The organism is Ardenticatenales bacterium (genome assembly GCA_020634515.1).
GTDB lineage: Bacteria > Chloroflexota > Anaerolineae > Promineifilales > Promineifilaceae > JAGVTM01.
Map to the genome: position 1 here is coordinate 891042 of JACKBL010000002.1, position 26656 is coordinate 917697.

The following is a 26656-nucleotide window of genomic DNA, read 5'->3' on the forward strand; positions in this document are numbered from 1 at the left end:
CGCGTGGCTTACTCCATGTTCTGGCGTGAAGCCAGGGTGCGGCTCAACAAGTCTTCTTGTTGACGGCGCAGGCGATCACGGCGGCGGCGGCTTTTTTCAACGCTGCGTTTGTATCCGCGACCCGTGCCGGCATCTTGCCCTAAAGCGCGACGGAGAGCAATTTCCATCGCCGTTGGCATCTCTTCCAACTCTTCTTCCTCGTCGTCGAAGTCCATATAGACTTCCTCCACGACCGCCTGTGGCGCTTCCGCCTCTGGCGCTTCCATCAGCGACTTCATGCTCAAATCAATGCGGCGTTTGCGTTTGCTGAAGCCCAACACCTGCACCTGAACCTCATCGCCTACCTTCACCACTTCGCTGGGATGGTTGACGTAATTGTGGCTCAGTTCGCTGATGTGTACCAGGCCTTCTTTGGCTGCGCCAATGTCTACAAACGCGCCAAAATTCTCCAGGCGAGTGACCGTACCCGTATACGTCTGACCTTCCGCCAAATCGCTCCACTCAACGGCGATAGGCTCGATCATGGTGACGGTGAACTGTCCCCGCTCCTGATCAATGCGGTCTACCCACACGGATATTTCGTCACCCACGTTCAGGACGTCGGCGACGCGGTTGACCCGTTCCTTGCCTAACTGAGAGATATGGATGAGCGCATCCGCACCCACGCCCACATCAATGAAGGCTCCGTACAGCTCTAACCGTTTGACGGTTCCCGTAAGCTCCATTTTGGGCTTCAAAGTGGCGAAGCTCAGGGTTTCTGGGGCCGCGTCTGCGACGGCATCGGCGGCGTTTGTTATCATCTCTTCACTCATTGCGAAAATCTCCTAACAGGGGTTATAAGTCTTCGTGGCCCCTCACCATTGCAGAGCAGCGTTCCCCCGCCGGCGCGGACAGCCTGAGGGCACGGCAATACGACTGCCGGCATATTGTTTTGTGCGGACAAACGCGATAACAATTGCCAGATAGGCGGCAGAAGGTTCACTTGGTAAACGTTCGTGAGGCTTGTCTTGCTGGGGGATAACAACTGCGAGACGCTACTTGACAGCGGTTATTATAGCAAGGGCAGGGGGTCTGTCAACAGTCCAGAAGTCATATTATGACCTGTATTGGGTTAATTTGCGTGGGATTCTGGGGAGTGTGCCTGTTGGTGAATGGGGGCGAGGGCATTTGCACGCCCAAATGGCCGGCCTTCATTAGAGAGAATGCCGGGAGCCAGGCGGGTTTTTGCCGGCAAAGCCCCGAATCGGAAACCAGCCCTTGCGCATTCTACTGATCCTCCTATAATCCATTCCGCTTTGCCCGACGAAGCAGCAACGTTTGAACCGTTTCGGCTCTCCTGAATTTCCTGGGGCGGGGCACTTGTATTGCGCCAGGTTGTGGACTTGTCTGACGCAACGTGTCCATTCTCTTGCGAAATCTCGCAGAACCCACTTTTCGTTACAGAGATACAACCTATGTACCGACGTGATTTGATTTGGTTTGTACTGATTATTGGCCTCGTTGCCGCCGCCATTTGGATGGCAATGAACGAGAATTTCCCCATACGCCAGGGTCTTGACCTCAGCGGCGGCCTGCAAGTGCTGCTGGAAGCGGATGTGCCTGCTGACCAGGCCGTGACCCGCGAACAGATGGATACGGCGCGCAGCATTATCAGCCAACGTATCAACGGCCTGGGCGTATCTGAGCCGGTGGTGCAGTTGGAGGGCGACCGGCGTATTCTGGTCGAGCTTCCCGGAGTGGATAACCCGGACCAGGCTTTTTCCTTGATCCAGGGCACGGCCTTGCTGGAGTTTGTGGACACAGGCACGCAAGGATTGCCTGAGGGGCTGTGTATTCGGACGACGCACGATGCCGGCATTTCCCGCTGCGAACTGGAAAATGGACGCACCGAAGCGGAAGCGGAGCAGTCTCCCGCGCCGACCTTTTCCACCGTCCTCACCGGCGACAAACTCAAATCCGCCACGGCGGGGCAGAGTTCGTTTGGCGAATATTACGTTGCCTTTGAAATGACGCCAGAAGGGGCCGACCTGATGCAGCAGCATACATCGGCGAACGTGGGCAAATTTCTCACCATCGTTCTGGACAAGCGCGTCATTTCCAGCCCCACGATAAACGCCGTTCTCAGCGATAGCGGCCAGATCACGGGACGGTTTACGTTGGAAGAGGCGCAGCAACTCGCCCTGCAATTAAGTTATGGGAGCCTGCCCGTGCCGCTGCGGATCGAAGCCACACGCCAGATCGGCGCGACGTTGGGCACGCAGTCGGTGCAGGCCAGCATCCGCGCCGGCGCGATTGGCGTGTTGATCGTGTTACTGTTCATGCTCATCTATTACCGCGTGCCCGGTTTGCTGGCGGATGTAGCGCTGGTGATTTACGCGCTGCTGAACTTCGCCTTCTTCAAATGGATTGGGGTGACGTTAACGTTGCCGGCAATCACCGGATTTCTTCTCTCCACCGGGATGGCCGTGGACGCCAATATCCTCGTGTTTGAACGCATGAAGGAAGAACTGCGTGGCGGTGGCAGCCTCAACGAGGCCATCCACGATGGCTTCACCCGCGCCTGGACGTCTATCCGCGACTCAAACATTGCCACCCTGATCATTTGCTTTATCCTCTTCATCTTTGGACGAAACTTTGGCGCCAGCACAGTGCAAGGATTCGCCATCACGTTGGCGATTGGCGTACTTATCAGCATGTTCACCGCCGTGACCGTGACCCGCACCTTTGTGCGCCTGATCATTGGCAACGCCGCGGAATGGCTCACGAAACACAAAGCGTTCCTCCTCAGCTAGGAATCAAGACGAAGGCAGTTTTAGAAACTGGTCCAGTCTGGGAACAATCTCACGCATCCGTCAATGCCAACTCAATTAGCGGATGTACCCTTTGCAGGATGATGGATTGACCTATGTTTACCATTGTACAGCGTCGCAAAACGTATTTTCTGATTTCGGGCATTATCATTGGCGCGGGCATCCTTGCCATGATCGTCTCCACGATCACCACCGGCAGCCCGTTTCATGTTGGTATTGATTTCCGCAGCGGCACGCGCTTCGAGATCGTCTTTGAGGAACCGACCACGGAGAATGCCATTCGCCAGGTTTTTAGCGAGTTCGACATTAATAATCCCTCCGTTGTTTCTTATGAGGGCACTGGCGAGCAAAATGCGTGGCAAATCCGCACCGAATTCGTTAACCCCGAACAGGCGCAGGCGATTGAGAATGCGCTGGTGAATGAAATTGGGCCGCTGGATACGCAAAAAACGCTGGTGCAAAGCGTCAGCCCGGCCGTAGGCGGCGAAGTGCGCCAGGCCGCTGTCGTGGCCATCGGCGTGGCCGCGGTCATTATTCTCGTCTACATCATGGCTGCCTTTCGCCAGGTGCCCAACCCGTTTCGCTATGGGGCGTGCGCGGTGGCGGCCATGCTGCACGATATTCTGGTGATCTTTGGTTTCATTGCCATTGCCGGCATGTTCTTCGGTTGGGAAGTAGACGCGCTCTTCCTCACCGCCGTCCTCACCGTCGCCGGGTTCAGTTTGCAGGATACGATTGTCGTCTTCGACCGCATCCGCGAAAACGTGTCCCGCCGCCCGCTTGAAGATTACGAAATGCTCGTCAATCGCTCCATCCTGGAGACGATCCACCGCTCCCTGGCCACGCAGCTTAGCGCCATGTTTGTCCTTGTTGCCATCCTGCTCTTCGGCGGCGAATCAATTCGCTCCTTCATCGGCGTCTTGTTCGTTGGTATTTTCAGCGGCACGTACAGCTCCATCTTCACGGCGATCCCGCTGCTGGTAAGCTGGGAAAAGGGCGAGATCCCCTTCCTCAAGACCGCCGCGGCGAGATAACGATATTGGACCTTTCCGGGTAACGGCTAAGTGACTGTCCGCAATTGAATTGGCGGAAATGTGCGGACAGCTTGTCAGTAACCGTCCGTAAAAAGTGCGAAGTTATTTTTGGGCGGTTACTAAGGACTGACGGTGCAATTCCGCACTTTATTTCATCGTCAGTCCTAAGCCAGATTGGACCCATTTTCAAAGAGCGTTAGTAGTTACCTTCTCGGAAGCTCGATGACGGGCCAAAAGCGTCCTGTCCTGCCCGTAGTTGAGCATCAAAACGGCTTCTGGGAAGGATGGGAAACGGGCAACGCCACTAACCGTCAACGGTCAACTGTCAACCACCAACTAACCTTGAAGCGGCGATATCCCCCGGCATCTATTCTTTGGTTGCTTTGCCTTCTGATGGGACTTTGGGCGTGCGCGCGCGCGCCGGGGGAAACGGGCGCCACCGCCACGCTCGCCGTGGTTCCTACGGATGCGCCCGCCGCCGTCCTGCCCTCCACTGCGCCCCCGCGCGATCTGCCCACCCTCTATCCCACTTTTACGGCCATCCCCTCGCCGACCGCCCCGGCTGCGCCCACGGCCACGCCGACGCGCCCTACGGCCACGCCTCTGCCGCTGGATACGACGTGGGTGATGCTGCGCTACGAGATTCCCGCGTTGGGGTTGGCGCGCACGCTGCGGGGCACGGTGGGTAACCAGATTGTGATGACGGATGAGCTGACGGGCAAATCCGTGACGCAGCAGAATCAGGTGGGGGTGTTGCTGGAGATTGAGGAGGCGTTGGGCGGTCTGGTGTTGGCGGAAATGCCGGCATCTTGCCCCACCTGCGTCCATCTCACCTACGAACTACCCCTGCAAGCGCGCCGGGAAACAGGCTGGCTTACCGATCCCGTGTTCCTCGGCAGCGTCGAAAACTACCTTGCCGTCGCCCTCGGCCCCCATTTCCCCCCCGCCACCCGCTTTGGCCTGCGACGCCGCGCCTCCGCCTTCAAGGCCGCGCAGACCATCGCCTGGCTAGAAGATGGCGTCATCTGGAATTGGCCGGCAACGGCGGCGGACGTGCCGACTCCCCAGCCGCCCACCGACGCGCAGCAGGCGGCCTTTGCGGATGCCGCGCAGCTTGCGTTGCGGGCTACCTATGGTCACTCTTGCCTCAACTACGCCGACGATTTTCTGTATTTTGCCGGCACGGACGACAATCGCACCATCCGTGTAAACTGTTCCGCGCAGGCCTTGCCCACCGTGCTGCTTCCCCTTTATGCGCAACTGGAGATGCTGCTGGCCGGGCAGGTGGACGAGACGGCTCCCCCTATGCCGCCGCTGCCCCTGGCGCCGCCGGTTCTGCTTTTTTATCAACGGGCGGATGCCGGCACAGTGACTTTATTCCCAGACGGAACCGTGGAAATTGGGGGCATTTCCGCCGAAATTATGGTAAAAACGTTGGCGGCGGATGATGTGATCACGCTGACTGCCGCTATTTCCCGGACAGGCGTTCTCATGCCCACCAATGCGCCGGTGGTGCCTGTGACCCTTCCGGTGGTCGGGAAGCCTTTTCAATTCGCCACGGAAAACGTGATAGCCCTACGCACGGACTATGGCGTGATCAGCCTGGGGTGGAATGGGACGGCAGTGGCGGCACTGCAAGGAGCACTGCGCCTGTGGGATCGGTGGTTGGATGATCTTCTTCCCGTGCCACTACCCACACCCACGTTATCCCCCTAACATTGCCATATTTCCGCCAGAGGATACGGCGCCACCGTCATGAAAGCACTCTACCTGAGCGACAACGGACTGGAACTGCGTACGGATTGTCCGATGCCACGGCCGCAGCCAAATGAGGCCCTGATTCGGGTGCTTTGTGCCGGCATTTGCAGCACCGATCTGGAGATCGTGCGCGGCTATAATCCCCATCGCGGCATCCTCGGGCATGAATTCGTGGGCATCGTCGAAGCCGCCGCCGACACCGATTGGATTGGTCGCCGCGCCGTTGGCGGCATCAACCTCGGCTGCCAGACCTGCGCCGTCTGTACCCAGAGCGGTCCCGAACACTGCCCCAATCGCCGCGTCCTGGGCATTCTCGGCAAAGATGGCGTCTTCGCCGACTACATCACCCTCCCTTTGACCAATCTCCTTCCCGTGCCGGACAGCGTGCCGGACGATATGGCCGTCTTCACCGAACCCCTGGCCGCCGCCCTGCGCATCACCGAACAGCTTGATGTGACTATCCGCTCCGCTACCGCGCACCGGGTGGCCGCCGTCGTTGGTCCGGGCCGCCTGGGGCTACTCATTAGTCAAGTCCTGGCCCTCACCGGACTTGCCGTAACCGTGGTCGGACGCAGTGAGGCCTCGCTGGTTTTGCCGCGTTCGTTGGGCATGGAAACGGCGCCGGTCCACGAGGTTGGCGACGACGCTTTTGACCTGGTGGTGGAGGCAACGGGCAATGATCAGGGGTTGGCTGCTGCGCTGCGGATGCTGCGCCCGTTGGGGACGTTGGTGTTGAAAAGCACTTATGCCGGCACAGCCAACGTCAATCTCACCAAACTCGTCGTCGCCGAAATCACCGTCATCGGTTCTCGCTGCGGTCCGTTTGCCCCCGCGTTGCGCCTCCTCTCGCAGGGGCAAATCCAGGTCGAACCCCTCGTAGACGGGCGCTATCCCCTCGCCGATGGCCTGCAAGCTTTCGCCCACGCGGCCCGGCCGGGCGTTCGCAAAATTCTGCTCTACCCATAAGCGCCCTTCCCTCCTTGCGTGTCTCAAATCCAGCGACAAGCTCCGTTGGTCCCCGTTGGACAAACGGAGAGTGAAATTTCTCTTGACAAAACCCCCTCCTTCCACGAGAATTAGAACGTATGAGCGATAAATGGATTCGCGTGAGCGAAATAGCGGACTATGTTTACTGCCACCGCGCCTGGTGGTATCGGCGCGTGACAGGTCTGGAAAGCCAGAACGCAACCGAACTAACGCGCGGCACGGCTTTTCATGACGACCACGGCGCGGAGGTGGGACGTTCGTTGTACCTGCGACGCCTGGCGTATGTGCTGCTGGCGTTGGCGGCGGCGGTGGTGGTCTTCGGCCTGCTGCGTGGGTGGTGATTGATTGATGAGTGTGGGCGAACCGAATGTGGCGTTGCTGGGGCTGGGTTTGGTGCTGGCGCTGTTGGCGTTAGTGGTGATGTGGCGTGGGCGGCGGTTGTGGGAAGATGCCGGCATGCCCGATGGCCGTGTCATCTACAGCGATACGGGAGCCTGGTACGCGCAAGATGAGCCGCTCCTGGCCCATGACCTCAAACTCGTGGGCAAGCCTGATTATCTGGTACAGCAGGCGGACGGGCTGGTCATTCCCGTCGAGGTAAAATCGAAAACCGCGCCACCGCAGCCGTATGAAGGCCATGTCTTACAGCTCGCCGCCTACTGCCTGTTGGTGCAGCGCACCTACGGCGTGCGCCCCACGCATGGCATTCTGCAATATAGTGACCGCGCCTTTTCGATTGATTTCACCTATGAACTGGAGGAGACGATTCTGGATTTGCTGGCGGAGATGCGCGAGGGGCTGATGGAATCCGAACTACACCGTGACCACCAGAATCCGCGAAAATGCCGGCAATGTGGCTTCCGCGACGTGTGCCAGCAAAGCCTGAATTGAACGTGCCTGATTACGACCACCTTCCCGCAACCTGTTTTGATGCGAAATGACGGGAATAATGACATGCTTGAGGTCTGAAAGCGTGTTTCTGGGAAGGTTTGTTGGCCCATGTCCCCCTGGGGCTAACCAGTCAGATTGAACGTCCACTCAGGGAGCCGTGCTGAAGGTGAGCGTGTAGGGAACAACCACGTTTCCGTTCGCGGCGCTCACAAACCCCTGATGCACCTCGCTGTTGATGCCCAACGCATACGTTCTCCCCGCCACCAGCCGCACCGGTAAAACGCACGTGCGCCCATCAGTAAACAGGGGATCGCCCACGATCTCCGGCGTTTCGACCTCGGAAACCGTCACAAATGACCAACTGTCCTGGCGCACATCCTCGCTAAAAGTCACCACGATCTGCGTCAGGTTGGCGGGCACTTCTGTCGCCCCGTTCCCCGGCGTTGTGGATACAACGCGCGGGGCGGATGGCGTTGGTGCGTTCACAGGCGTGTCCGTTGGCACGATGTCCATACCGCCGGGATTTCCTGTGGCATTCTCGCCGTGGGGGATAAAATAGAGCGCCACGCCGACGGCCAGCAGCCCCAGCCCCAAAACCAGCGCGGACTTTTGTCGCTGCGGCGCAATCGTAATCTTACCGCCCAATTCTGAAGCCACGGCCAGCACCAGTAGCAGGATGCCGCCAATTACCAGAATAGTGGGCAGCGGTGTGTTCTGCAAGGAAGCGATAAATTCCATGAAATGCACCTCCTTCTCACCCCAGGCGTCCGTTTTAAGCAATTTTTCAGACGCCCTGTATTGTAACAGTTTTCACAAAGCCAGGTCAATTGGGCAATTCGCCGGGCATGGAAGGTTTTTTCCCATTCGTTCGCTATAATTACCCTCATGCGGCGCGGCCCCCGTTTTTTCCCGCTGCCGACAAACACACGGAGGTTCTTTTGACGTCAATACAACGACTGGCAGGTATGCAAGATATTCTGCCCGACGCGCAGCGATACTGGCGCTATCTCATTCAGACCGGTACGGAGGTCGCCCAGGAATTCGGTTTTCAGCAGATCGACGTTCCCATTCTGGAAGCAACCCAGCTTTTTGTGCGTGGCGTGGGTACGGCGTCCGACTTCTTCGTCAACAAGGAAATGTACACCATTGAAGAAGAGGATGGCGAAAGCATCACCTTGCGACCGGAGTACACCGCCGGTCTCGTGCGCGCCTACATTGAAAACGGGATGCAGAACTGGGTGCAACCGGTGAAGCTTTTCAGCTTCGGCCCTATCTTCCGCCGTGAACGCCCCCAGGCCGGGCGTTTTCGGCAGCACAGCCAGTTTGATGTAGAAATCATGGGCGAAACCGACCCGGCCGCCGACGTGGAAGTGATGATGCTGGCGATGACCATGCTCCAGCGCATTGGCTTTCGCGGTCTCACTTTCCAGCTAAACAGCACCGGCTGCCCCATCTGCAAACCCGTTTACGTGGAAAAACTACGCGCCTATCTGACCGACCATATGGAAAAGCTCGCTCCTATTGACCAGGAGCGAATGCGACGCAACCCGCTGCGCATCCTGGATAGCAAAGAAGCGGGCATGGATGCGCTTCTCGCCGACGCACCGCACATCATCAACTCACTTTGTGCCGACTGCACCGACCATTTTGCCGAACTACGCCGCTTGCTGGATAAGCTCGAACAGCCATACAGCATCAATTTCCGCCTCGTGCGGGGCATTGACTATTACGTGAAGACGGTGTTTGAAGTTTGGGCGGAGGGGATTGGCGCCCAGGCAGCCCTTTTTGGCGGCGGGCGATACGATGGATTGGCGGAGGCGATTGGTGGTCCGCATACGCCGGGGGTTGGCTTTGGTGCCGGCATTGACCGCATTGCACTCACGATGGCTGCCTGGGGCATAGAACCTCCCCCGGCTTTCGCCATCCCCGTATTCATTGCCCACTTTGGCGGCGAAACCAAGAGCGCCGCCGTCGCGCTGGCGTTTCGTCTCCGTCGCGCCCACGTCCCCGCGCGCGTCGCCTTCGCCCACGCTCGCCGCAGCATGAAAAGCCAGATGCGCGAGGCCAACAAACTCGACGCCCGCTATGTTCTCATTTTGGGCGAGTCGGAACTGGCGGCCAATAGTGTTGTCGTGCGTCCCCTGGATGGCGGCGAACAGACCACGCTCTCTCTGGCGGGTTCGGTCCTGGAGGACTGGTTGCGTCTGGCCCTGGGGCGCAAGAAATGACCATTTCCCCGGCGGGCCTCTGAATGTAGGGCTGCCTGACACATTCATATGAACATCAACCAAATTGGCATCCTTTATCACCCTGAGAAAGCAGCCACCATTGAAGTCTCCGCGCAGGTGAGTCGCTGGCTGCAAGCACGAGGCATCGCCAACTGGATCGGTCCCAACGCCGACCATCTGGGCGCGGATACCCCGCTGGCGGAAACCGACCTGATGGTCGTCCTCGGCGGTGATGGCTCCACCTTGCGCGCCGCCCGTATCGCCGCGCCACATGCCATCCCCATTTTTTGTATCAATATGGGGCGCGTTGGCTTCCTGAGTGAGGCGGAACTGGACATCTGGCCGGAGAAGCTCAGCGCTGTGTTGCAAGGCGACTATTGGTTAGAACGTCGCCTCATGTTACAGGCCCATCTTTACAATGCCGGAACGCGGCAGGAGACGATGGTTGCCTTGAACGATGTGGTAGTCGGGCGAGGTGTTCAGGCGCGCATCGTGCGTTTGAAGCTGTTTGTGGATAATGACCACGTGACCACCTACACGGCGGATGGTTTGATTGTTGCCACGCCCACCGGCTCCACGGCTTATTCCATGGCCGCCGGTGGCCCTCTGCTGCCACCCGAACTGGAAAATTTCCTTGTTATTCCCGTTGCGCCCCATCTCAGCTTGGGGCGGGCATTGGTGCTACACCGTCAGGCCGTCATTTGCATAGAAGTAGAAATGGATCATGACGCCACCGTGACGGCGGACGGGCAGGAGTCCAGCCAGTTACACAGCGGGGACAAGGTGGTATTGCAGAAGCACGACCACCGCGCCTTGTTTGCCCGCGTGGGTAGCTCTGGCTATTTTTATCGTCGTTTGATGCGCCGTCTGGGTGTGCAGCGTACCACGGATTAGACCGACGGTGTACAGCGACGGAGTGAGGTAATTGGTCATGCAGATTTCCGACCCCCGCATTCGCTCCCTGCTGCGACAGGCGAATGCTGTCGCGGCGCAAAACAAACGCGCGGCGGCGGAGCAGTTGTATCGCCAGATAATTGACGAAGCCCCGGACGTACCTGAAGCCTGGTTGGGATTGGGTATGGTGCTTGTGGATCCTGAGGAGCAGCAGCAGGCGTACCGCCAGGCGCTGGTCCTGGACAGGGAAAATGAAGCGGCGCGGGCGTGGCTGGCCCGCCTGGGTCAATCCCGCGTCCATGATGGCGACGACGCGCCCGCGGTTGATGCGGAAGAAGTCACCCGACGCTATCTGGATGAAGCCACGAGCTTGCCTGCCGCTGTTTCCGTTGCGCCAGAGAAGGAAGACGAACTGCCCGTCTCTACCGAAAATGCCGCGCCGCTGCATCCTGTGCTGACCAACCAGGCCCAACCGGCTCCCCCTCAGGCGGAAGCGTTGGTTTGTGCCAATCATCCGGGACGGGTGACGAGTCTGCGATGTAATCGCTGCAACAAGCCCATTTGTACGCAGTGCGCCCGCCGGACACCCGTTGGCTACCGCTGCAAGGCGTGCGTGCGCGAGCAAGAAGACATCTTCTACACGGCTGAGGCCATTCACTACATCATTGCCTTTGTGGTGGGTGTGCCGTTGGCAATCCTGGCGGCGGTGTTGGTTAGTTTTATTCCCTTCTGGTTCTTGCTCATTTTCATTGGCCCGGTCCTGGGCACGATTGTGGGTCGCCTGACATTTCTGTCGATTGGTCGGCGGCGCGGGCGCTACATTCCCTATCTTGTTGGCGGGTCTGTGGTCTTGAGCGCCCTGGTCGTGCTTTTGTTAACCGGAAACTGGCTGTCCATTGGCATCTATGGTTTCCTGGGGGCCAGTTCCGCCTATTACCAGTTGAAGTAGTCACTGCCGTTATGTTATCGGAACTGTACATACGCGATTTTGCCATCATTGACGAACTGCGGATGCAGTTCGATTTTGGTTTCAACGTGCTGACGGGCGAAACGGGCGCGGGCAAATCAATTATTCTGGACAGCCTCAGCCTGATCCTGGGTGGTCGCGCGGACTCCAGCATGGTGCGCGCGGAATGTGATCGCGCCATCATTGAAGCGGCTTTCGAGCTGACGCCGCGGGCGCAGGATGCGCTGCGGCCGCTGTTGGGGGAGCAAGGATTGGAGGCGGAGGAGGAGGAGGACGTCCTGTTGTTGGCGCGAGAATTGCGCGCCAACGGGCGCAGCATTTGCCGCGTAAACGGTCGCACTGTGACCGTGTCCACGTTGAAGGAGGTGGGGGAGTTGCTTGTGGATATTCACGGGCAGGGGGAGCACTTGTCGTTGCTGCAGCCGCGTTCCCATTTGCCGCTTCTTGATTCCTACGGTCGGTTGGATGAGGAGCGGGAGGCTGTGGCGCGGCAGGTGGGGCAACTGCGGACTGTGCAGCGAGAGTTGGACGGCCTGCGGCAAAGCGCGCGCAATGCGGCGCAACGGATTGACTTCCTCACGTTTCAGGTGCAGGAGATCGATGCGGCGAAGTTGGAAGTAGGGGAGGAGGAGCAGCTTCGTGAAGAGCGGACGCGGGTAGCCAACACGGAGCAGTTGATGAAGCAAGCGGCTACGGCTGTGTTCCTGTTGGATGGGGTGGATGATGAGACGCCATCCGTATCGGACTTGTTGGGGCAGGTTGAGCGGGCGGTGAGCGATCTGGTTGAATTGGATCCGCCGCAGGCAGCGTGGTTGGAGCAGTTGCAGGGGGTGGTTTTTCAGTTTGAGGAGCTGTCACGAGAGTTGCGGCATTATCAGGATTCGTTGGAGTTCGAGCCGGAGCGGCTGGCGTATTTGGAGGAGCGGTTGGAGTTGATCAATCGGTTGAAGCGGAAGTATGGGACGGATGTTGCCGGCATTTTAGCCACCCGTGACCGCCTTTCCTCTGAACTGGAAAACATTTCGCATAGCGAGGAGCGCACGCACGAACTGAGCCGGGAAGAAAATCGCCTCCTGAAGCAGATTGGTCAGATCGCCGCCATTTTGTCTCAGAAGCGTCAGGTGGCCGCTAACGAGTTGGCGGGGGCTATCGAAAAGGAACTGGAAGCCCTGCGTATGCCCGGCGCGCGCTTTGCTGTTGATTTTCAGCGACAGCCAGACACCACGGGGGCCTTTGTGGGGGAGGAGCGCTTAGCCTTTGACCAGAGTGGCATAGACCAGTGCGAGTTTCTTATTTCCGCGAATCCGGGGGAGCCGTTGCGGCCCATGGCGCGCGTCGCCAGCGGCGGGGAAACGGCGCGGCTGATGCTGGCCTTGAAAACGGCGCTGGCGCAGGTGGACGCGACGCCGACACTGATTTTTGACGAGATCGATCAGGGCATCGGCGGGCGGGTGGGAGACACGGTAGGCCAGAAGCTGTGGCGTCTGGCGCACGCGGGGGGGCATCAGGTGATTGTGGTCACGCACTTGCCGCAGTTGGCGGGGTATGGGGATGCGCATTTCCAGGTGGGCAAGCGGGTGGAGGCAGGGCGCACCCATACGGTGGTGAGGTCGTTGGATGTGAACGGCCGCGTTGCGGAGCTGGCGGCGATGTTGGGTACGGGCGAGGGGGACGCGCAAAATGGGGCGCAATCGATTCTGCGGCAGGTAGCTGAGGTTAAAGAGAATGCCGGCGACTAGGTGAACCATGAGCGGAAAGATGACGAAAGAATCGCTGCTGCAAACATTGCAAGCGGAACGAGTGGCCTGGGATCGGTTGCTGACGGAAGTGGGAGAGGCACGCATGGGGCTGCCTGTCCTCGCAGATGGCTGGTCGGTGGCGGATGTGATCGCACACGTTTCCTGGTATGAACGGGAGGCGACAGGTATTCTGCGAGAGCGGGCACTGCGCGGTTCGCCCTGGTGGGCGCTGCCGCACGCGCAGCGAAACGCGCACATTCACGCGCAGAATCAGGGGCGGGCGCTGGCGGAAATCCTGATGGAAGCGGAAGTCGCATATGCGGCGTTGTTGGCGGCGCTGGAAGCGGTGACGGATGATGATTTGATGGACGCGACACGGTTTGCGGAAATGCCGGCATCCTGGCAGCCGTGGCAGGTGGTTGCCGAAAATAGCTACGAACATTATCGCCAGCACGCGCAGGAGATACGCGCCCACCTGCTGTAGGCTGGGCGCATCCCATTCATTTACATTCCATAGTTGATACCCCTGTTTGCTGTGTTAAAATCAAAACGGAAAGACCCAATCCTCAGAGGTGAAGTTTACGCGTGGAGGAATTCTCGCCGCGCAGTGCATTTGGAAAAGCGCAACCCATCGGATGCCGGCATTTTGGAGACACTCTGTTGCTTGACTTAGCTATTGTTATCGTTAACTACAACGTCAGCGCCCTGCTGCGTCGCTGCTTGCAAACCGTTTTCGCCAGCGCCGGTGATTTCACGTTTGCCGTGGCGGTGGTGGATAATGCGTCGCAAGATGATAGCGTGGAGATGGTGCGCCAGGCGTTTCCGCAGGTGCATGTGGTTGCGAACGAGGAAAATGCCGGGTATCCTGCCGGCAACAATCAAGGATTACGCGCCTTGGGGATTGAAAACGAGCAACCGCCCCGCTACGTCCTGCTTCTCAATCCCGACACCGAACTCCCTCCCAACGCCCTCGCCGACATGCTCAACTTCCTTGACAAGAACTCGGATGTGGGCATCGTTGGCCCGCGGCTGATCCTGCCCAACGGCCAGCTCGATCTCGCCTGCCGCCGCGGGTTTCCCTCTCCCGCCGTCTCCATCTACCGTTTCCTCGGACTCAGCCACCTTTTTCCGCACTCCCCGCGCTTTGGCCGCTACAACATGACCTTTCTCGACGAACACGAACAAGCCGACGTGGACGCCGTCGTTGGCGCGTTCATGATGCTGCGCGGCACCGCGGTGCGTCAGGTTGGCCTCCTGGACGAACGCTTCTGGATGTATGGCGAAGACCTCGATTGGGCCAAGCGGATCAAAGATGCCGGTTGGCGTGTCGTCTATAACCCCGCCGTTACCGTTTTGCATGTCAAACGGGCCTCCAGCCGCCAAAACCGGCGCAAGGCTCAATACGAATTCTATCGCGCCATGCCCATCTTCTACTACAAGCACTATCGCCAGCAAACCTCCTGGTGGCTGCACCTGATCATTATGATCGGAATTGGTCTCAAAGCTGGGCCTAAGCTCTGGCCGGCGCTGTTCTCCGGGCCAGGCATCCTCACAGCGAGCCAATGAAAGCTGACTCACGAACCATGATTGCCCAACGAATTCGCGTTATCTACGCCATCTCCCTCCTGGCACTGGACACGGTGCTGGCGGCGCTGGCCTTTATTCTCGCCTACCAACTTCGCGCCTGGATTCCCTGGCCCGCCGAGTTGGTCAATGCCGTTCCCCTCACGCGCTACATTCCCGTGCTGCTGACCCACATCTTCAGTGTCATCATGACGCTCCTCTTCTATCGGCAATATGTGATTCCGCGCGCGATTTCGCGCATTGATCAGTTGTACGCCGTATTCGCCGCCGTCTCCGTGGGCACGATGATGTCCGTGGCCGCCGTTTCCTTTCTCTTCAAGAACACGCGCTTCGAGGTGGACTATCCGCGTGCGATGGTCATCTACGCCTGGCTGACGACCATCGTGCTGCTGATGATGGGGCGCACACTGCACCAGGTGATTCGTGACGTCTTGCAGCGACGTGGTTGGGGACGCGATCGGCTTCTCATCGTGGGCACAGGAGACGTAGCCCGCATCATTTTGCAGCGCATACTTTGGGCGCCCAACCTGGGGTATGAACTGATCGGACTGGTGAACAGCGACCGGGCCGCGCCCCCGCTATTGGGCGTGCCCATTTTGGGCGTGCCCGAGGATTTGCCCACCATCATTGAGGAATACGCGATAGACGAAGTCATGATCGTCATTCCTGAGAAGGGGCATCGGGAAGTCGTGCGTGTGATTTCCTACTGTGAACGAGGCCGCGTCTCCATCAAGGTTTTCCCAGACATCTTTCAATTTGTCACATCGCAGGCGTCCATTGACGACCTGGGTGGTTTACCATTGCTGTCCGTCCGTGACTTCGCCATGCGGGGCTACTTGATGGTGTTCAAGCGGCTGATTGATCTGGTGGGAGCGGCAATGGGGCTGGTGCTGCTCTCGCCACTGATGCTGCTGGTCGCCATTGCCATCAAGTTGGAGTCACCCGGCCCCGTTTTCTTTGTGCAAGACCGCATGGGGCTGGATGGCAAGCCGTTTTCCATGATCAAGTTTCGCTCCATGCGGTTGGATGCGGAGAAAGACGGTCCGGGTTGGACCACGGAGAATGATCCGCGACGCACGAAACTGGGCACTTTTCTACGCAACGTGGACCTTGACGAACTGCCGCAACTGATGAACGTCTTCTTGGGGGAGATGAGCCTGGTGGGACCACGCCCAGAGCAGCCCTATTACGTGGAGCAATTCCGCCGTAGCGTGCCACGCTACATGGAACGTCACCGCGAAAAGGCGGGCATGACGGGATGGGCGCAGGTTAACGGGCTGCGCGGCGACACGTCCATTCTGGAACGGACGAAGTATGACCTCTGGTACACCGAGAACTGGTCTGTCTGGTTGGATATGAAAATCATGCTGCGCACGTTCTGGAATTTGCTGAAGGCGACGCTACGCTTGTTGACGCGCCCTTTGCGCCGCGGGCAGCCTGGCCCAGCGCCGGAGGACGTGCCGGGCGATCTGGTGGAACTGACTTCCCCGAATCACGATGAATAAGAAGTGGTTAGTGGCCGTCCACAATTAAGTTAGCGGAAATGTGCGACCAGCCGCTATCAAGGATAGCGGCCATCATGGGTAGCTTGTCAGTAGCCGTTCGTAAAAAGTGTGAAGTTATTTTCGGGCCGTTACCTGGTGGGTAGGTGACGGTGGTCGGAAATACCACCTGTGCTGCTCTCCACGCTCAAGTCTCGGCTTCAATTCCCAGATAGCCGGTGCTGCCGGGGGCAATTGGCGGCGTCTACGGCATTGTCGGCTGAGGCCGGCACTGCGCATGTTTTCATCCTTTGTGATATGCCTCATTGTGTGGGAAACTCCTTTTGCCGGCACAATCTAACACGATTTTTATTTGACGCATGTTTTTGAGCATGATAACATAATGCGTGCTTTTTTAGCACTCATGCACGATGAGTGCTAAAAAGGGTTTCTGGCAATTCTATTTCTCGAAGAAATCTGGCGGATCGACCGCTGCCATGAACCTCCTTGTCGCTGAGGGCGCATTCGTTTTTCAGATTGAGAATGACGGATGCGCTGGAAGGGTTCTTGCTTGGTAACAGCCAATCTCCAGAGAGCGTTAGTAGTTACCTTGCTTGCGGATAACCACTTATGACGCAACCATTGACGGACCGGCAGCAACAAATACTGGCGTTGATTACGCGGACGTACATTGAGACGGGCGCGCCTGTTGGTTCGCGCACGCTGGTGGATGTGTATGGGCTGGATGTAAGCGCGGCGACGGTACGGAATGAGATGGCTGTTCTGGACAGCCTGGGTTATGTTTCGCAGTTGCACACGTCGGCGGGGCGCATTCCCACGGAGAAGGGGTATCGGTATTTTGTGCAGCGGCTGTTGGGGGAGTTTGAATTGCCGGCATTAGAGAAATCCATGATCCGCCACCAGTTTCACCAGGCACGCCTGGACCTGGAGCAGTGGATTCGCCTGGCTGCCGCCATCCTCGCCCGCACCTCGCATGGAGCCAGTTTCGTCACCTCCCCGCGCCCTGTTTTGAATCGATTCAAGCACATCCAGCTTATTTCCACCAAAGGGCGACTTGTTTTGATGATCCTCGTCCTTTTTGGTGGCGAAGTGAAGCAGGAAATGCTCACCCTGGCCGAACCGCTCTCACAAAATCGGCTCAGCGTGGCCGCGACGCGCATCAACCAGCTATTCGAAAGCATGTCCTCCGATGAGATTGCCGCGCGCCAATCCAGCATTGATGATGCCCTGGAGCGAGATGTTGTCAGCCTGGTATTGACGATTTTGCGGCGGGTTGATTCTCGCGAGATCAGAGATGTTTATCGTGACGGTCTGTTGAATATCCTTGAGGACGACGGCACGCGCCAGGCAGTGCGTGTGTTGGAAGAGCGCACCTTTATGGCCTCCTTGCTGGCGGAAACGCTCAAACCGGGCACATCCGGCGTACAGGTGGTGATTGGCGGCGAGGGACGTTGGGAAGAGCTAAAGGATTGCGCCATAATTTTGTCCCACTATGGCGTCGCGGACGAGATGACCGGCGCACTGGCCGTGCTGGGTCCGACGCGCATGTCCTACAGCCGCAACATTTCCGCGGTGCGGTACGTTGCCGGGCTGTTGAGCAACTTGCTAAACGACTATTACATCGAGAAACCCCGCCTGGAAGGGGGGAACCTGCCGATGACGGTTGTCGAAACGGAGTAGCATCATAAACACCCGGTTTCCCGGCTTCGGGTGTGATTTGGAAATAGCAGAAACCAAAACACCCGGTTTCTAGGTTTCGGGTGTGATTTGGAAATAGCAGAAACCAAAACACCCGGTTTCTAGGCTTCGGGTGTGATTTGGAAATAGCAGAAACCAAAACACCCGGTTTCTAGGCTTCGGGTGTGATTTGGAAATAGCAGAAACCAAAACACCCGGTTTCTAGGCTTCGGGTGTGATTTGGAAATAGCAGAAACCAAAACACCCGGTTTCTAGGCTTCGGGTGTGATTTGGAAATAGCAGAAACCGGGTGTTTCGCCCGCTCAGGATTTCGATAAGTAGGGATACGTATGGAACAAGAAGAAACTATCATTGCCAAAGACGAGAACCAAAATGGAACGGCGGAAACGACCGCCTTTGAGGACGAAACAACCATGCCGGCATCGCTCGAAGAGCAACTTGCGGCGGCGCGGGCGGATGCGGCGACGTACCGCGATAGCTGGCTGCGGGTGCGGGCAGAGTTCGCCAACGCGCGCAAGCGAATGGACAGGCAGCAATTGGATGCGTACAACAATGCGCTGGTGGATGTGATCAAGAAACTGCTGCCGGTGTTGGACGATTTTGACCGGGCCATGGTTTCCGTGCCGGCATCTATCGCTGAAGATAGCTGGTATGCCGGCATCGAACTCGTGCAGCGCAAACTCTATGGTATCCTCGAAGGCATGAACATTGAACCCATCAAGGCCATTGGCCAGGTCTTTGATCCTAATTTACACGAAGCCGTCATGCAGGTAAATTCCACTACCTATGAAAGCGGCATCGTCGCGCAAGAACTGCAAACAGGCTACAAACACGGCGACCGTGTTATTCGTCCGGCCATGGTTGCCGTGGCGAATTAGCCCGGGTTGGAAGCACCTTTTTCCCTGTTCACGCAGGCACACACCGACTGAGAACGATCAACTACAACTATTTTCCGGAGAAAATAAGACATTATGGGCAAAATCATTGGTATCGACCTTGGAACAACGAACTCTGTGGCCGCTGTGATGGAAGGTGGCGAGCCAACCGTCATTCCCAGCGCCGAGGGCAGCCGCCTCTTCCCCTCCGTCGTAGCCGTCAACACCAAGACGGCCGAGCGTCTGGTCGGACAGGTTGCCAAGCGGCAGGCCGTGGTCAATCCGCACAACACCATCTTTTCCGTGAAACGTTTCATGGGACGCAAATATGACGATTCCGAAGTGAAACGGGCGCGGGAATACGTGCCCTACGAGGTGCGGCGAGCGGCCAACGGGGACGTGCGCGTGGTAATGAATGAACGAGAGTATTCGCCGCCGGAAGTGTCGGCTATGATTCTGCAGAAAATCAAGGCGGATGCGGAGGCATTCTTGGGACAGCCCGTGACGCAAGCCGTGATTACTGTGCCGGCATATTTCAACGACAGCCAGCGACAGGCAACCAAAGACGCGGGTCGTATCGCCGGCCTGGAAGTGATGCGCATTGTCAACGAGCCAACTGCTTCCGCCCTGGCATATGGTCTGGGCAGCAGCAAGGAACAGACGATTGCCGTCTATGACCTCGGCGGTGGCACATTTGATATTTCCATCCTGGAAGTGGGGGATGGTGTGTTTGAGGTGCGTTCCACCAACGGCGACACGTTCCTGGGCGGTGATGACTTCGACCTGCGCATCATTGATTGGGCCGCGGACCAGTTCAAGATGGACCAGGGCATCGACCTGCGGCAGGATCGCCAGGCGTTGCAGCGCCTGCGTGAGGCAGCGGAAAAGGCGAAGATCGAACTGTCCACAACGATGCAGACGGAGATGAACTTGCCTTACATTACGGCGGACGCCAGCGGGCCAAAACATTTGAACCTGACGCTGACGCGGGCGAAGTTGGAGCAGTTGACCGAGGACCTGGTTCAGCGGTCAATAGAACCGTGCCGTCGCGCACTGGCGGATGCCGGGCTATCGCCGTCGGATATTCAGGATGTTGTGCTGGTCGGGGGGATGACGAGAATGCCGGCAATTCAAGAAGCCGTGCGTAAGTTCTTTGGCCGTGAACCACACAAAGGCGTCAACCCCGACGAAGTCGTCGGCGTCGGCGCCGCTATCCAGGCTGGTGTCCTCGGCGGCGAAGTTAAAGATGTGCTCCTCCTGGACGTGACGCCACTCACCTTGAGCATCGAAACCCTCGGTGCGGTGGCCACACCTTTGATTGAACGCAACACCACCATTCCTACCAAGAAGGGCCAGATATTCTCCACCGCGGCTGACAGCCAGACGCAAGTGGAAATCCATGTTGTCCAGGGTGAACGCCCCATGGCCCACGATAACAAGAGCCTGGGACGCTTTATTTTAGACGGCATTCCACCCGCGCCGCGCGGTGTCCCCCAAATCGAAGTCACATTCGATATCAATGCCGATGGCATCCTCAACGTCAGCGCCCGCGACAAAGCAACCGGACGAGAGCAAACTATGCAGATTCTCCCTTCCAGCGGCCTGGACGAGCGCGAGATCGACCGCATGGTGAAGGATGCCGAGCGCCATGCTTCGGAAGATGCCGAGCGGAAGGCTTCCGTGGAAACTATGAACCTCGCCGAAAATGCCGTCTACAGCGCGGAGCGGTTCATCAAGGAAAATGAGGACAAGATCAGCGCGGCGCAGAAAGAGTCCTTGAACGCGGCCATGGATGCCGTCAAATCGGCGCGGGAAAGTGGCAGCGTGGAAGCGACGAAGAGCCAGGTTGATAAGCTGCAAGGCGTGTTGCAAGAGATTGGCATGAGCATGTACCAACAGCAAGGCGGTCCCGATCCTGCCGCCGGCGGCGCGCCCGGCCCCGATGGGCAAGACGAAGACGTGATCGAAGGCGAGTTCACCAGCTAATACATGAGTACGAAACGCGATTACTACGACGTGTTGGGCGTTCCGCGGAATGCCGGCAAAGAGGATCTGAAGAAGGCCTACCGTAAACTGGCCCGGCAGTATCATCCCGATGTCAACAAAGACGAAGGGGCGGATGATCTGTTCAAGGAAATCAACGAAGCCTACGAAGTGCTTTCTGATCCCGACAAGCGAGCAACCTACGATCGGTTCGGCCATGCCGGCGTGCAGGGCAGCGGGGCCAATTATCAGGACTTCGCTGGCTTTGGCGATGTCTTTGACTTCGTCGAGCAGTTCATGGGTGGTTTTGGCGGCACGCGCCGTCGCCGCCGCGGACCTCGTCGTGGCGCGGATATTCGCTATGACCTCGTACTCACTTTTGAGGAGGCGGTTCATGGCGTTGAGAAGGAAATAGAGTTTCGCCGACCGGAGACTTGCCCGCATTGTGCCGGCAGCGGTGCGGAACCGGGATATAAACCCAAAACCTGCCCCACCTGCAATGGTATGGGGGAGGTGCGGCGCGAACGCGGCTTCTTCGTCAACGTCATGACCTGCCCCGAATGCCAGGGCAACGGTGAAATCATTCCCCGTCCTTGTTCCGTTTGCCTGGGACGCAAAGAGGTGCAAAAAACCGTCAAACGCACCATCAAAATCCCTGCCGGCGTAGACAATGATAACCAAATACGAATGAACAATGAAGGCGCGCCGGGTGTGTACGGTGGTCCACCCGGCCACCTGTACGTGGTCATTCAAGTACTCAAGCACGAATTCTTCGAGCGTCGTGGCGGCGACATCCTGCTGGACATTGAAATCAATGTCGCTCAGGCTGCCCTCGGCGATGAAATAAAGGTCCCGACGATTGACGGTGAAGAGAAGTTGTCGATTCCACCCGGCACGCAATCCGGTACCGTGTTCCGCCTGCGCGGGCGCGGCGTGTCCAACGTCCGCGGTGACGGACGTGGCGATCAGCACATCATTGCCCAGGTAGCAGTCCCCCGGCAACTTTCCGAGCAACAACGAGAGTTGTTTGAAGAATTAGCGCGCACGCTGGGCAAAGAAATCATTCCACGGCGTGAGCGAGGCATCTTGAGCCAGCTCAAAAGCGCCCTGGGCGACGTGCTTGGCCTATGAACTGGGTAGAAGTCAGTGTCGTCACCGATGGAGAAGCGGCTGAGGCCGTTTCCGAGGTCTTGCGCCCGTTTGCGCATGACGAGAGCGTGGTCTTGGAGCAACTTGGCGACGCGGCGAGCCTGGACCCCTATGCCCTCGAACCTGCCGTAACCGTCAAGATCTATCTGCCGGACGACGAGCAAATCTCTACCCGACAGCAACGTATTAAGGAAGCCCTTTACTTTCTGGGACGCCTCTATCCCATTCCCGCCCCCACATTTCGTGTCCTGCAAGAACAGGATTGGGCGAATGCCTGGAAAGCGCATTACGAACCGTTCCGCATTGGTCGGCGACTTTGGATTCAACCAAGCTGGCAGCCGGCGCAGGCGGTCCTGCCGGGTGACATCGTTCTAACGCTGGACCCCGGCATGGCCTTTGGCACCGGTCTGCACCCTACCACGCAAATGTGCCTTCAGGTGCTGGAGACATTGGTGTGCCCGGGCATGAGCATGTTGGATGTAGGTACGGGGTCGGGGATTTTGGCCGTGGCTGGTGCCCGCCTGGGCGCGGCGCGCGTGCTGGGGGTGGATACGGATGGGCTGGCCGTGGAGGCGGCGCGGGCAAACGCCGCCCTGAATGGGACAACTACGCAAGTGCGTATCGCCCCCGGCAGCTTGAGCAGCGTACCGCTGTCGTCATGGGACCTGGTACTTGTGAATATCCTGGCGCCCGTTATTGAATCTTTGCTGCGCCAGGATCATCTACTGGATTACGTTGCGCCCGAAGGATTCCTCATCCTTAGCGGCATCATTGACGCCCAGTTGCCAGGCGTAACAGCGGCGATTGTCGCCAGCGGCGGAGAAATCACGCAAACGCACGTTATCCGTGACTGGGTGGCATTGGTAGTGCAACGAGCCACGGCTCCCTCATACTAAATTGGGTCCAATCTCCAGAGAGCGTTAGTAGTGACACTGCAAAAACCAAAAACGCCACAACCGATACGGTTCTGGCGCTTTTCGTGCCTTGTTGTTGTGGATGCCTGGTATTGTACCGCGGGCTAAGTAACCGTCCGAACGTTTCCGCTAACCTAATTGCGGATAGCCACTAACGATTGGATGACACGAAACTGGTGTTGTTGCGATAGCGGTATGTGATACGTCCACGTTCCAGGTCGTAGGGAGTCATTTCGACGCGGACCCGGTCTCCCACCAGAATACGGATATAGTAGCGACGCATCTTGCCAGACAAGTATGCAAGAACCTTGTGCCCATTGTCCAGTTCGACGAGGAATTGTGTATTGGGCAAGGCTTCGACAACAGTGGCTTCGACCTGTAGTTTGTCCTCTTTCTTGGCCATATGCCTCCTGATTTGTGGCGCGACGCACCTGTTTACAAGAAGGTGCGCCGCACCGGACTTCATTTCATGTGCGATAGGTTTGCCGCCGTCTCATGCGACGTACAGCCTTCTTCTTTTGGATGCGGCGCAGTTCGCTTTTGGATACGTGCCAGCGTTTGCGCCGAATGACGCTCATTGTGCCTGATTTGGCGACCTTTTTACGGAATCGCTTTAGCAAGCTTTCGTCTGTTTCGTTGGGCATTAGTTTTACGTGGGCCATCTTCTCTCACCTCCTTCCGTTCCGCCAGGTAGTCAGTAGCAAAGGGTGATAGGGTTACTCTTCTTCGTCCGGGAGGTCGTCCCCAACACCACTCATTTCCTCATCAAGCGCATTCGCTTCCGCTTCCGCCGCAACTTCCACCTCGGCTTCCGCTTCCACCTCGGCTTCCACTTCCGCCGCAACTTCCACTTCCGTCTCGGCTTTCGCTTCCGCCTCGGCTTCCACTTCCGTCTCGGTTTCCACTTCCGTCTCGGTTTCCGCTTCCGCTTCCGCCGCGACTTCCACTTCCGCCTCGGCTTCCACTTCCGCCACGACTTCCACTTCCGCCACGACTTCCACTTCCGCCTCGGCTTCCTCCTCTTCCGCGTTCTTGCGCGCCATCCACTCCATCTGTTCGCTCGTGGTCACGGCTTTCAGACTCAGGCCAATGCGTTGCTTTTCTGGACTCATGCTGATCACGCGCAGCAAATGCGTTTCACCTTCGCGCACCACCTCACGTGGATGTCCCACGTTGGTGGATGCCAGTTGCGAAATATGCAGCAACCCTTCCACGCCAGGCTCTAATTGCACAAATGCCCCGTAATCCACCAACCGGGTAATTCGACCTTCTACCAGGCTGTTGACAGGGTATTTATCCGGTGCCAACGACCACGGGCTAGGGACAGTACGTCGGCGGCTGAGAGCAATGCGCTGCGATTCCCGATCCAATTTGAGGATGAAGACTTCAATCTCATCCCCGACTTTGACGACATCGCGGGGGTGCTTGACACGATGCCAGGCCAGCTCGGAAATGTGAATCAGGCCATCGGCCCCGCCAATGTCCACGAACGCGCCGAAATCGCGCATACCCGTCACGCGGCCAGTAACCACGTCGCCGATGTTCAGTTTTTGTAGCAGTTCCTGGCGGCGAGCCTCCGCCCATTCCTTCTGCGCATCCTTTTGCGAAAGCACCAGACGGCGACGGTCACGATCCACTTCGATAATTTTCACCGGAATCTTCTCGCCGCGCAGTTTGGTCATGCGCTGCTGCCGCTGCTTATCGCTCATTCCTCGGCTAACGTCTGATAGATGGGAGGCGGGAATAAAACCGCGCAGATTGCCAAAGGGGGCGATTGCGCCGCCGCGATTATATTGGGTGACTTCCACCTCAATAATCTCGCCGCTGTTCATCAACTCTTCCGCGCGAATCCAATCCTGGTACAACAAAGCCCGTTGAATTGAGACGAGCAGGCTATCCGGTTCGTGCGCGTTAACGATGTAAACCAGCACTTCCTGATTTAATTCCAGGTCTGCCTTGACCTCATCACTTAGCTTGTTGATTTCAGAAGCGGGCACGAGGCCGTCTCGCTTCAATCCCAGATCAATGATAACGCCCTGTGACGACTTGCTCACAATGATACCCGTGCGCATATCGCCCTCATTGGGCATATCATAATCATGTTCCTCCAGGAACTGATTCATATCAGCTTCGGAAAAATTAAATTCTTCGTTCTCCATCTATAACGTTCTTTCCCTGTGATGATGGGGCCAAAAACAAAAAAGCCCGGCGTATTCTCTGGGCATACATCCGAGCTAAACCCAATGGTAACTCTCTTGAAGATATTGCTTACCGTATGATTACAACAAAGATTTCTTCTTTTTGCCTACGAAAACAACATTCCCACAACAAGCTACCTGTTTAGCACATGCCGCCCCTCCAATTCTATACAAGCGCTATGCAATTGTAAAACGCCTTTTTGGTAAAGACTGGAGTGACGTGATTATAGCCACACGCCTGTTCTTTGTCAATTTAGCCTGGACAAAATCCAGGGTTTGCCAGTAGTCGTATCGGAGGCGGATTTTCTCGAAGTTGCGGTAAATTGCCACACGAGTGAGATGCAAGTGCGATTCGCTCAAATTCGCTCTCGCGTAGCAGATTTCCGCACAATTGAAAAACCCGGCCAGGGGATGGCGTGAGGCAACAGGGTGGCTTTCTTTTTGCTATAATCAATAGTTGCTGTGTGCGACAGGCAAAGTCCAAGACCGGAGCCATATTGAAACTATTCCAGGCTCCATCTGGAATAGAGCGCGCATGGACGCGGGCCAGTGTCGGGCGCGTCGCTAACTCGCCCCCGACGAAAATGGGGCGCGTGTGAACCTGGAAAGACGCGGCTCAAGCATGAAGCGGCGAAGTCCGTGGTCGATTCAGATTTATCACGACGTCGGCATGGGTTAAGTGGTATATTGACATGACTGTACTTGAAGCGAAAAATGTCTCGAAGATTTACCAGATGGGCACCGTGACTGTGCGGGCGCTGGACAATATCTCTTTTGAAGTGATCCACGGGGAGTTCGTGGCCGTCATGGGGCCTTCCGGGTCTGGCAAAAGTACACTGCTGCACCTGCTGGGTGGATTGGACGAACCATCTTCAGGCAGCATTGTGCTGGCGGGTGAAGAAATTTCCAATATGCCGGATACCCGCGTAACGCTGGCGCGGCGGCGCAAGGTAGGCTTCATCTTCCAGTTCTACAATCTGCTGCCGACGCTGACGGCGGAGGAAAACGTGGCGCTGCCTTTGCTCATTGATGGGCAAAACCTGGCTCCCCATCGGGAAAAAGTACGGTCTTTATTACAGATGGTCGACCTGGGGGAGCGGGGTGGGCATCGTCCCGACCAGATGAGTGGCGGCCAGCAGCAGCGAGTGGCTATTGCCCGCGCCTTTGTCAACGATCCGGAGATTGTGCTGGCGGACGAGCCGACGGGCAACCTCGATTCACGTTCGGGAACAGCTATTTTGCGGCTTTTGCGCCGTTCCTGCGATGAGATGCAGCAGACGATCGTCATGGTGACGCACGATCCGCGGGCAGCCAGTTATGCTGACCGCGTGGTATTCCTGAAGGACGGGCAGGTGGTGCAGTCGCTGTCTATTCGTTATCGTTGTGGTCATGTGGAGGATATGGCCGGCATTCTCTCCGTCATGCAGCAGCTCGAACTATAGCGC

The 26656-nt window shown here is 57.6% G+C and carries 24 protein-coding genes; 19 read left to right on the forward strand and 5 right to left on the reverse strand.

Features of this window, described 5'->3' with window-relative positions:
* Positions 1-8: 8 nt before the first annotated feature.
* Positions 9-812: a S1 RNA-binding domain-containing protein gene (locus H6650_08190; protein MCB8951977.1), complete on the reverse strand. Its 804-nt coding sequence runs from the start codon at positions 810-812 to the stop codon at positions 9-11.
* A gap of 642 nt (positions 813-1454) precedes the next feature.
* Between H6650_08190 and secD the strand changes: the two genes are divergently transcribed.
* The 6 genes from secD to cas4 all read left to right on the forward strand — a co-directional run bounded on the left by secD (position 1455) and on the right by cas4 (position 7480).
* Positions 1455-2792, forward strand: coding sequence for a protein translocase subunit SecD (secD, locus tag H6650_08195; GenBank protein ID MCB8951978.1), 1338 nt, complete (start codon positions 1455-1457; stop codon positions 2790-2792).
* A 113-nt stretch (positions 2793-2905) separates the two neighbouring features.
* Positions 2906-3844, forward strand: a complete 939-nt coding sequence (gene secF / locus H6650_08200; protein ID MCB8951979.1) for a protein translocase subunit SecF — start codon at positions 2906-2908, stop codon at positions 3842-3844.
* Positions 3845-4066: 222 nt separating this feature from the next.
* Positions 4067-5560, forward strand: a complete 1494-nt coding sequence (locus H6650_08205; GenBank protein MCB8951980.1) for a hypothetical protein — start codon at positions 4067-4069, stop codon at positions 5558-5560.
* A gap of 39 nt (positions 5561-5599) precedes the next feature.
* Positions 5600-6568, forward strand: a complete 969-nt coding sequence (locus H6650_08210; protein ID MCB8951981.1) for an alcohol dehydrogenase catalytic domain-containing protein — start codon at positions 5600-5602, stop codon at positions 6566-6568.
* A 119-nt stretch (positions 6569-6687) separates the two neighbouring features.
* Positions 6688-6930 (forward strand): hypothetical protein, encoded by a 243-nt coding sequence (locus H6650_08215; GenBank protein MCB8951982.1) that lies wholly within the window; start codon positions 6688-6690, stop codon positions 6928-6930.
* Between the two features lie 7 nt (positions 6931-6937).
* Positions 6938-7480 (forward strand): CRISPR-associated protein Cas4, encoded by a 543-nt coding sequence (cas4, locus tag H6650_08220; protein MCB8951983.1) that lies wholly within the window; start codon positions 6938-6940, stop codon positions 7478-7480.
* Positions 7481-7627: 147 nt separating this feature from the next.
* Here cas4 and H6650_08225 read toward each other — a convergent pair whose 3' ends face one another.
* Entirely contained in the window at positions 7628-8218 is a 591-nt protein-coding gene (locus H6650_08225) for an Ig-like domain-containing protein (GenBank protein ID MCB8951984.1), read from the reverse strand.
* Between the two features lie 200 nt (positions 8219-8418).
* On the opposite strand from H6650_08225, the gene H6650_08230 reads away from it, so the two are divergent.
* The 12 genes from H6650_08230 (at position 8419) to prmA (ending at position 22995) form a co-directional block, all read left to right on the forward strand.
* Positions 8419-9708, forward strand: a complete 1290-nt coding sequence (locus H6650_08230; GenBank protein MCB8951985.1) for a histidine--tRNA ligase — start codon at positions 8419-8421, stop codon at positions 9706-9708.
* Positions 9709-9756: 48 nt separating this feature from the next.
* Positions 9757-10602: an NAD(+)/NADH kinase gene (locus H6650_08235; protein ID MCB8951986.1), complete on the forward strand. Its 846-nt coding sequence runs from the start codon at positions 9757-9759 to the stop codon at positions 10600-10602.
* Between the two features lie 37 nt (positions 10603-10639).
* Complete coding sequence (locus H6650_08240; GenBank protein MCB8951987.1) at positions 10640-11551, forward strand: hypothetical protein; 912 nt, start codon at positions 10640-10642, stop codon at positions 11549-11551.
* Between the two features lie 11 nt (positions 11552-11562).
* Positions 11563-13308: a DNA repair protein RecN gene (recN, locus tag H6650_08245; protein ID MCB8951988.1), complete on the forward strand. Its 1746-nt coding sequence runs from the start codon at positions 11563-11565 to the stop codon at positions 13306-13308.
* Between the two features lie 19 nt (positions 13309-13327).
* Positions 13328-13792, forward strand: coding sequence for a ClbS/DfsB family four-helix bundle protein (locus H6650_08250; GenBank protein MCB8951989.1), 465 nt, complete (start codon positions 13328-13330; stop codon positions 13790-13792).
* Between the two features lie 176 nt (positions 13793-13968).
* Positions 13969-14874, forward strand: a complete 906-nt coding sequence (locus H6650_08255) for a glycosyltransferase family 2 protein (protein MCB8951990.1) — start codon at positions 13969-13971, stop codon at positions 14872-14874.
* Positions 14875-14891: 17 nt separating this feature from the next.
* On the forward strand, positions 14892-16397 hold the full coding sequence (locus H6650_08260; protein MCB8951991.1) for an undecaprenyl-phosphate glucose phosphotransferase: 1506 nt from the start codon (positions 14892-14894) through the stop codon (positions 16395-16397).
* A 606-nt stretch (positions 16398-17003) separates the two neighbouring features.
* Entirely contained in the window at positions 17004-18074 is a 1071-nt protein-coding gene (hrcA, locus tag H6650_08265; GenBank protein MCB8951992.1) for a heat-inducible transcription repressor HrcA, read from the forward strand.
* Positions 18075-18421: 347 nt separating this feature from the next.
* Positions 18422-18970: a nucleotide exchange factor GrpE gene (gene grpE, locus H6650_08270; GenBank protein MCB8951993.1), complete on the forward strand. Its 549-nt coding sequence runs from the start codon at positions 18422-18424 to the stop codon at positions 18968-18970.
* A 93-nt stretch (positions 18971-19063) separates the two neighbouring features.
* Positions 19064-20953 (forward strand): molecular chaperone DnaK, encoded by a 1890-nt coding sequence (gene dnaK / locus H6650_08275; GenBank protein ID MCB8951994.1) that lies wholly within the window; start codon positions 19064-19066, stop codon positions 20951-20953.
* A gap of 3 nt (positions 20954-20956) precedes the next feature.
* Positions 20957-22081, forward strand: coding sequence for a molecular chaperone DnaJ (dnaJ, locus tag H6650_08280; protein MCB8951995.1), 1125 nt, complete (start codon positions 20957-20959; stop codon positions 22079-22081).
* Positions 22078-22995, forward strand: a complete 918-nt coding sequence (gene prmA, locus H6650_08285; protein ID MCB8951996.1) for a 50S ribosomal protein L11 methyltransferase — start codon at positions 22078-22080, stop codon at positions 22993-22995. Before dnaJ ends, prmA begins: the two co-directional genes overlap by 4 nt.
* Positions 22996-23164: 169 nt before the next feature.
* Here prmA and infA read toward each other — a convergent pair whose 3' ends face one another.
* The 3 genes from infA to H6650_08300 form a co-directional block, all read right to left on the reverse strand.
* Positions 23165-23416: a translation initiation factor IF-1 gene (gene infA, locus H6650_08290; protein ID MCB8951997.1), complete on the reverse strand. Its 252-nt coding sequence runs from the start codon at positions 23414-23416 to the stop codon at positions 23165-23167.
* A 64-nt stretch (positions 23417-23480) separates the two neighbouring features.
* Positions 23481-23675: a 30S ribosomal protein S21 gene (gene rpsU / locus H6650_08295; protein ID MCB8951998.1), complete on the reverse strand. Its 195-nt coding sequence runs from the start codon at positions 23673-23675 to the stop codon at positions 23481-23483.
* A gap of 54 nt (positions 23676-23729) precedes the next feature.
* Entirely contained in the window at positions 23730-25136 is a 1407-nt protein-coding gene (locus tag H6650_08300) for a S1 RNA-binding domain-containing protein (protein MCB8951999.1), read from the reverse strand.
* A 767-nt stretch (positions 25137-25903) separates the two neighbouring features.
* Here H6650_08300 and H6650_08305 point away from each other — a divergent pair.
* On the forward strand, positions 25904-26653 hold the full coding sequence (locus H6650_08305) for an ABC transporter ATP-binding protein (protein ID MCB8952000.1): 750 nt from the start codon (positions 25904-25906) through the stop codon (positions 26651-26653).
* Positions 26654-26656 lie beyond the last annotated feature (3 nt).

Bases quoted from the DNA above. Each gene is read 5' to 3' on its own strand.
- H6650_08240 (MCB8951987.1), top strand. From the start codon at position 10,640: ATGCAGATTTCCGACCCCCGCATTCGCTCCCTGCTGCGACAGGCGAAT.
- cas4 (MCB8951983.1), top strand. From the start codon at position 6,938: ATGAGTGTGGGCGAACCGAATGTGGCGTTGCTGGGGCTGGGTTTGGTG.
- H6650_08210 (MCB8951981.1), top strand. From the start codon at position 5,600: ATGAAAGCACTCTACCTGAGCGACAACGGACTGGAACTGCGTACGGAT.
- H6650_08235 (MCB8951986.1), top strand. From the start codon at position 9,757: ATGAACATCAACCAAATTGGCATCCTTTATCACCCTGAGAAAGCAGCC.
- prmA (MCB8951996.1), top strand. From the start codon at position 22,078: ATGAACTGGGTAGAAGTCAGTGTCGTCACCGATGGAGAAGCGGCTGAG.
- H6650_08305 (MCB8952000.1), top strand. From the start codon at position 25,904: ATGACTGTACTTGAAGCGAAAAATGTCTCGAAGATTTACCAGATGGGC.
- H6650_08300 (MCB8951999.1), bottom strand. From the start codon at position 25,136: ATGAATCAGTTCCTGGAGGAACATGATTATGATATGCCCAATGAGGGC.
- H6650_08215 (MCB8951982.1), top strand. From the start codon at position 6,688: ATGAGCGATAAATGGATTCGCGTGAGCGAAATAGCGGACTATGTTTAC.
- H6650_08225 (MCB8951984.1), bottom strand. From the start codon at position 8,218: ATGGAATTTATCGCTTCCTTGCAGAACACACCGCTGCCCACTATTCTG.
- secF (MCB8951979.1), top strand. From the start codon at position 2,906: ATGTTTACCATTGTACAGCGTCGCAAAACGTATTTTCTGATTTCGGGC.
- H6650_08250 (MCB8951989.1), top strand. From the start codon at position 13,328: ATGACGAAAGAATCGCTGCTGCAAACATTGCAAGCGGAACGAGTGGCC.
- H6650_08260 (MCB8951991.1), top strand. From the start codon at position 14,892: ATGATTGCCCAACGAATTCGCGTTATCTACGCCATCTCCCTCCTGGCA.
- hrcA (MCB8951992.1), top strand. From the start codon at position 17,004: ATGACGCAACCATTGACGGACCGGCAGCAACAAATACTGGCGTTGATT.
- H6650_08190 (MCB8951977.1), bottom strand. From the start codon at position 812: ATGAGTGAAGAGATGATAACAAACGCCGCCGATGCCGTCGCAGACGCG.
- recN (MCB8951988.1), top strand. From the start codon at position 11,563: ATGTTATCGGAACTGTACATACGCGATTTTGCCATCATTGACGAACTG.
- dnaK (MCB8951994.1), top strand. From the start codon at position 19,064: ATGGGCAAAATCATTGGTATCGACCTTGGAACAACGAACTCTGTGGCC.
- secD (MCB8951978.1), top strand. From the start codon at position 1,455: ATGTACCGACGTGATTTGATTTGGTTTGTACTGATTATTGGCCTCGTT.
- dnaJ (MCB8951995.1), top strand. From the start codon at position 20,957: ATGAGTACGAAACGCGATTACTACGACGTGTTGGGCGTTCCGCGGAAT.
- grpE (MCB8951993.1), top strand. From the start codon at position 18,422: ATGGAACAAGAAGAAACTATCATTGCCAAAGACGAGAACCAAAATGGA.
- H6650_08205 (MCB8951980.1), top strand. From the start codon at position 4,067: ATGACGGGCCAAAAGCGTCCTGTCCTGCCCGTAGTTGAGCATCAAAAC.
- infA (MCB8951997.1), bottom strand. From the start codon at position 23,416: ATGGCCAAGAAAGAGGACAAACTACAGGTCGAAGCCACTGTTGTCGAA.
- rpsU (MCB8951998.1), bottom strand. From the start codon at position 23,675: ATGGCCCACGTAAAACTAATGCCCAACGAAACAGACGAAAGCTTGCTA.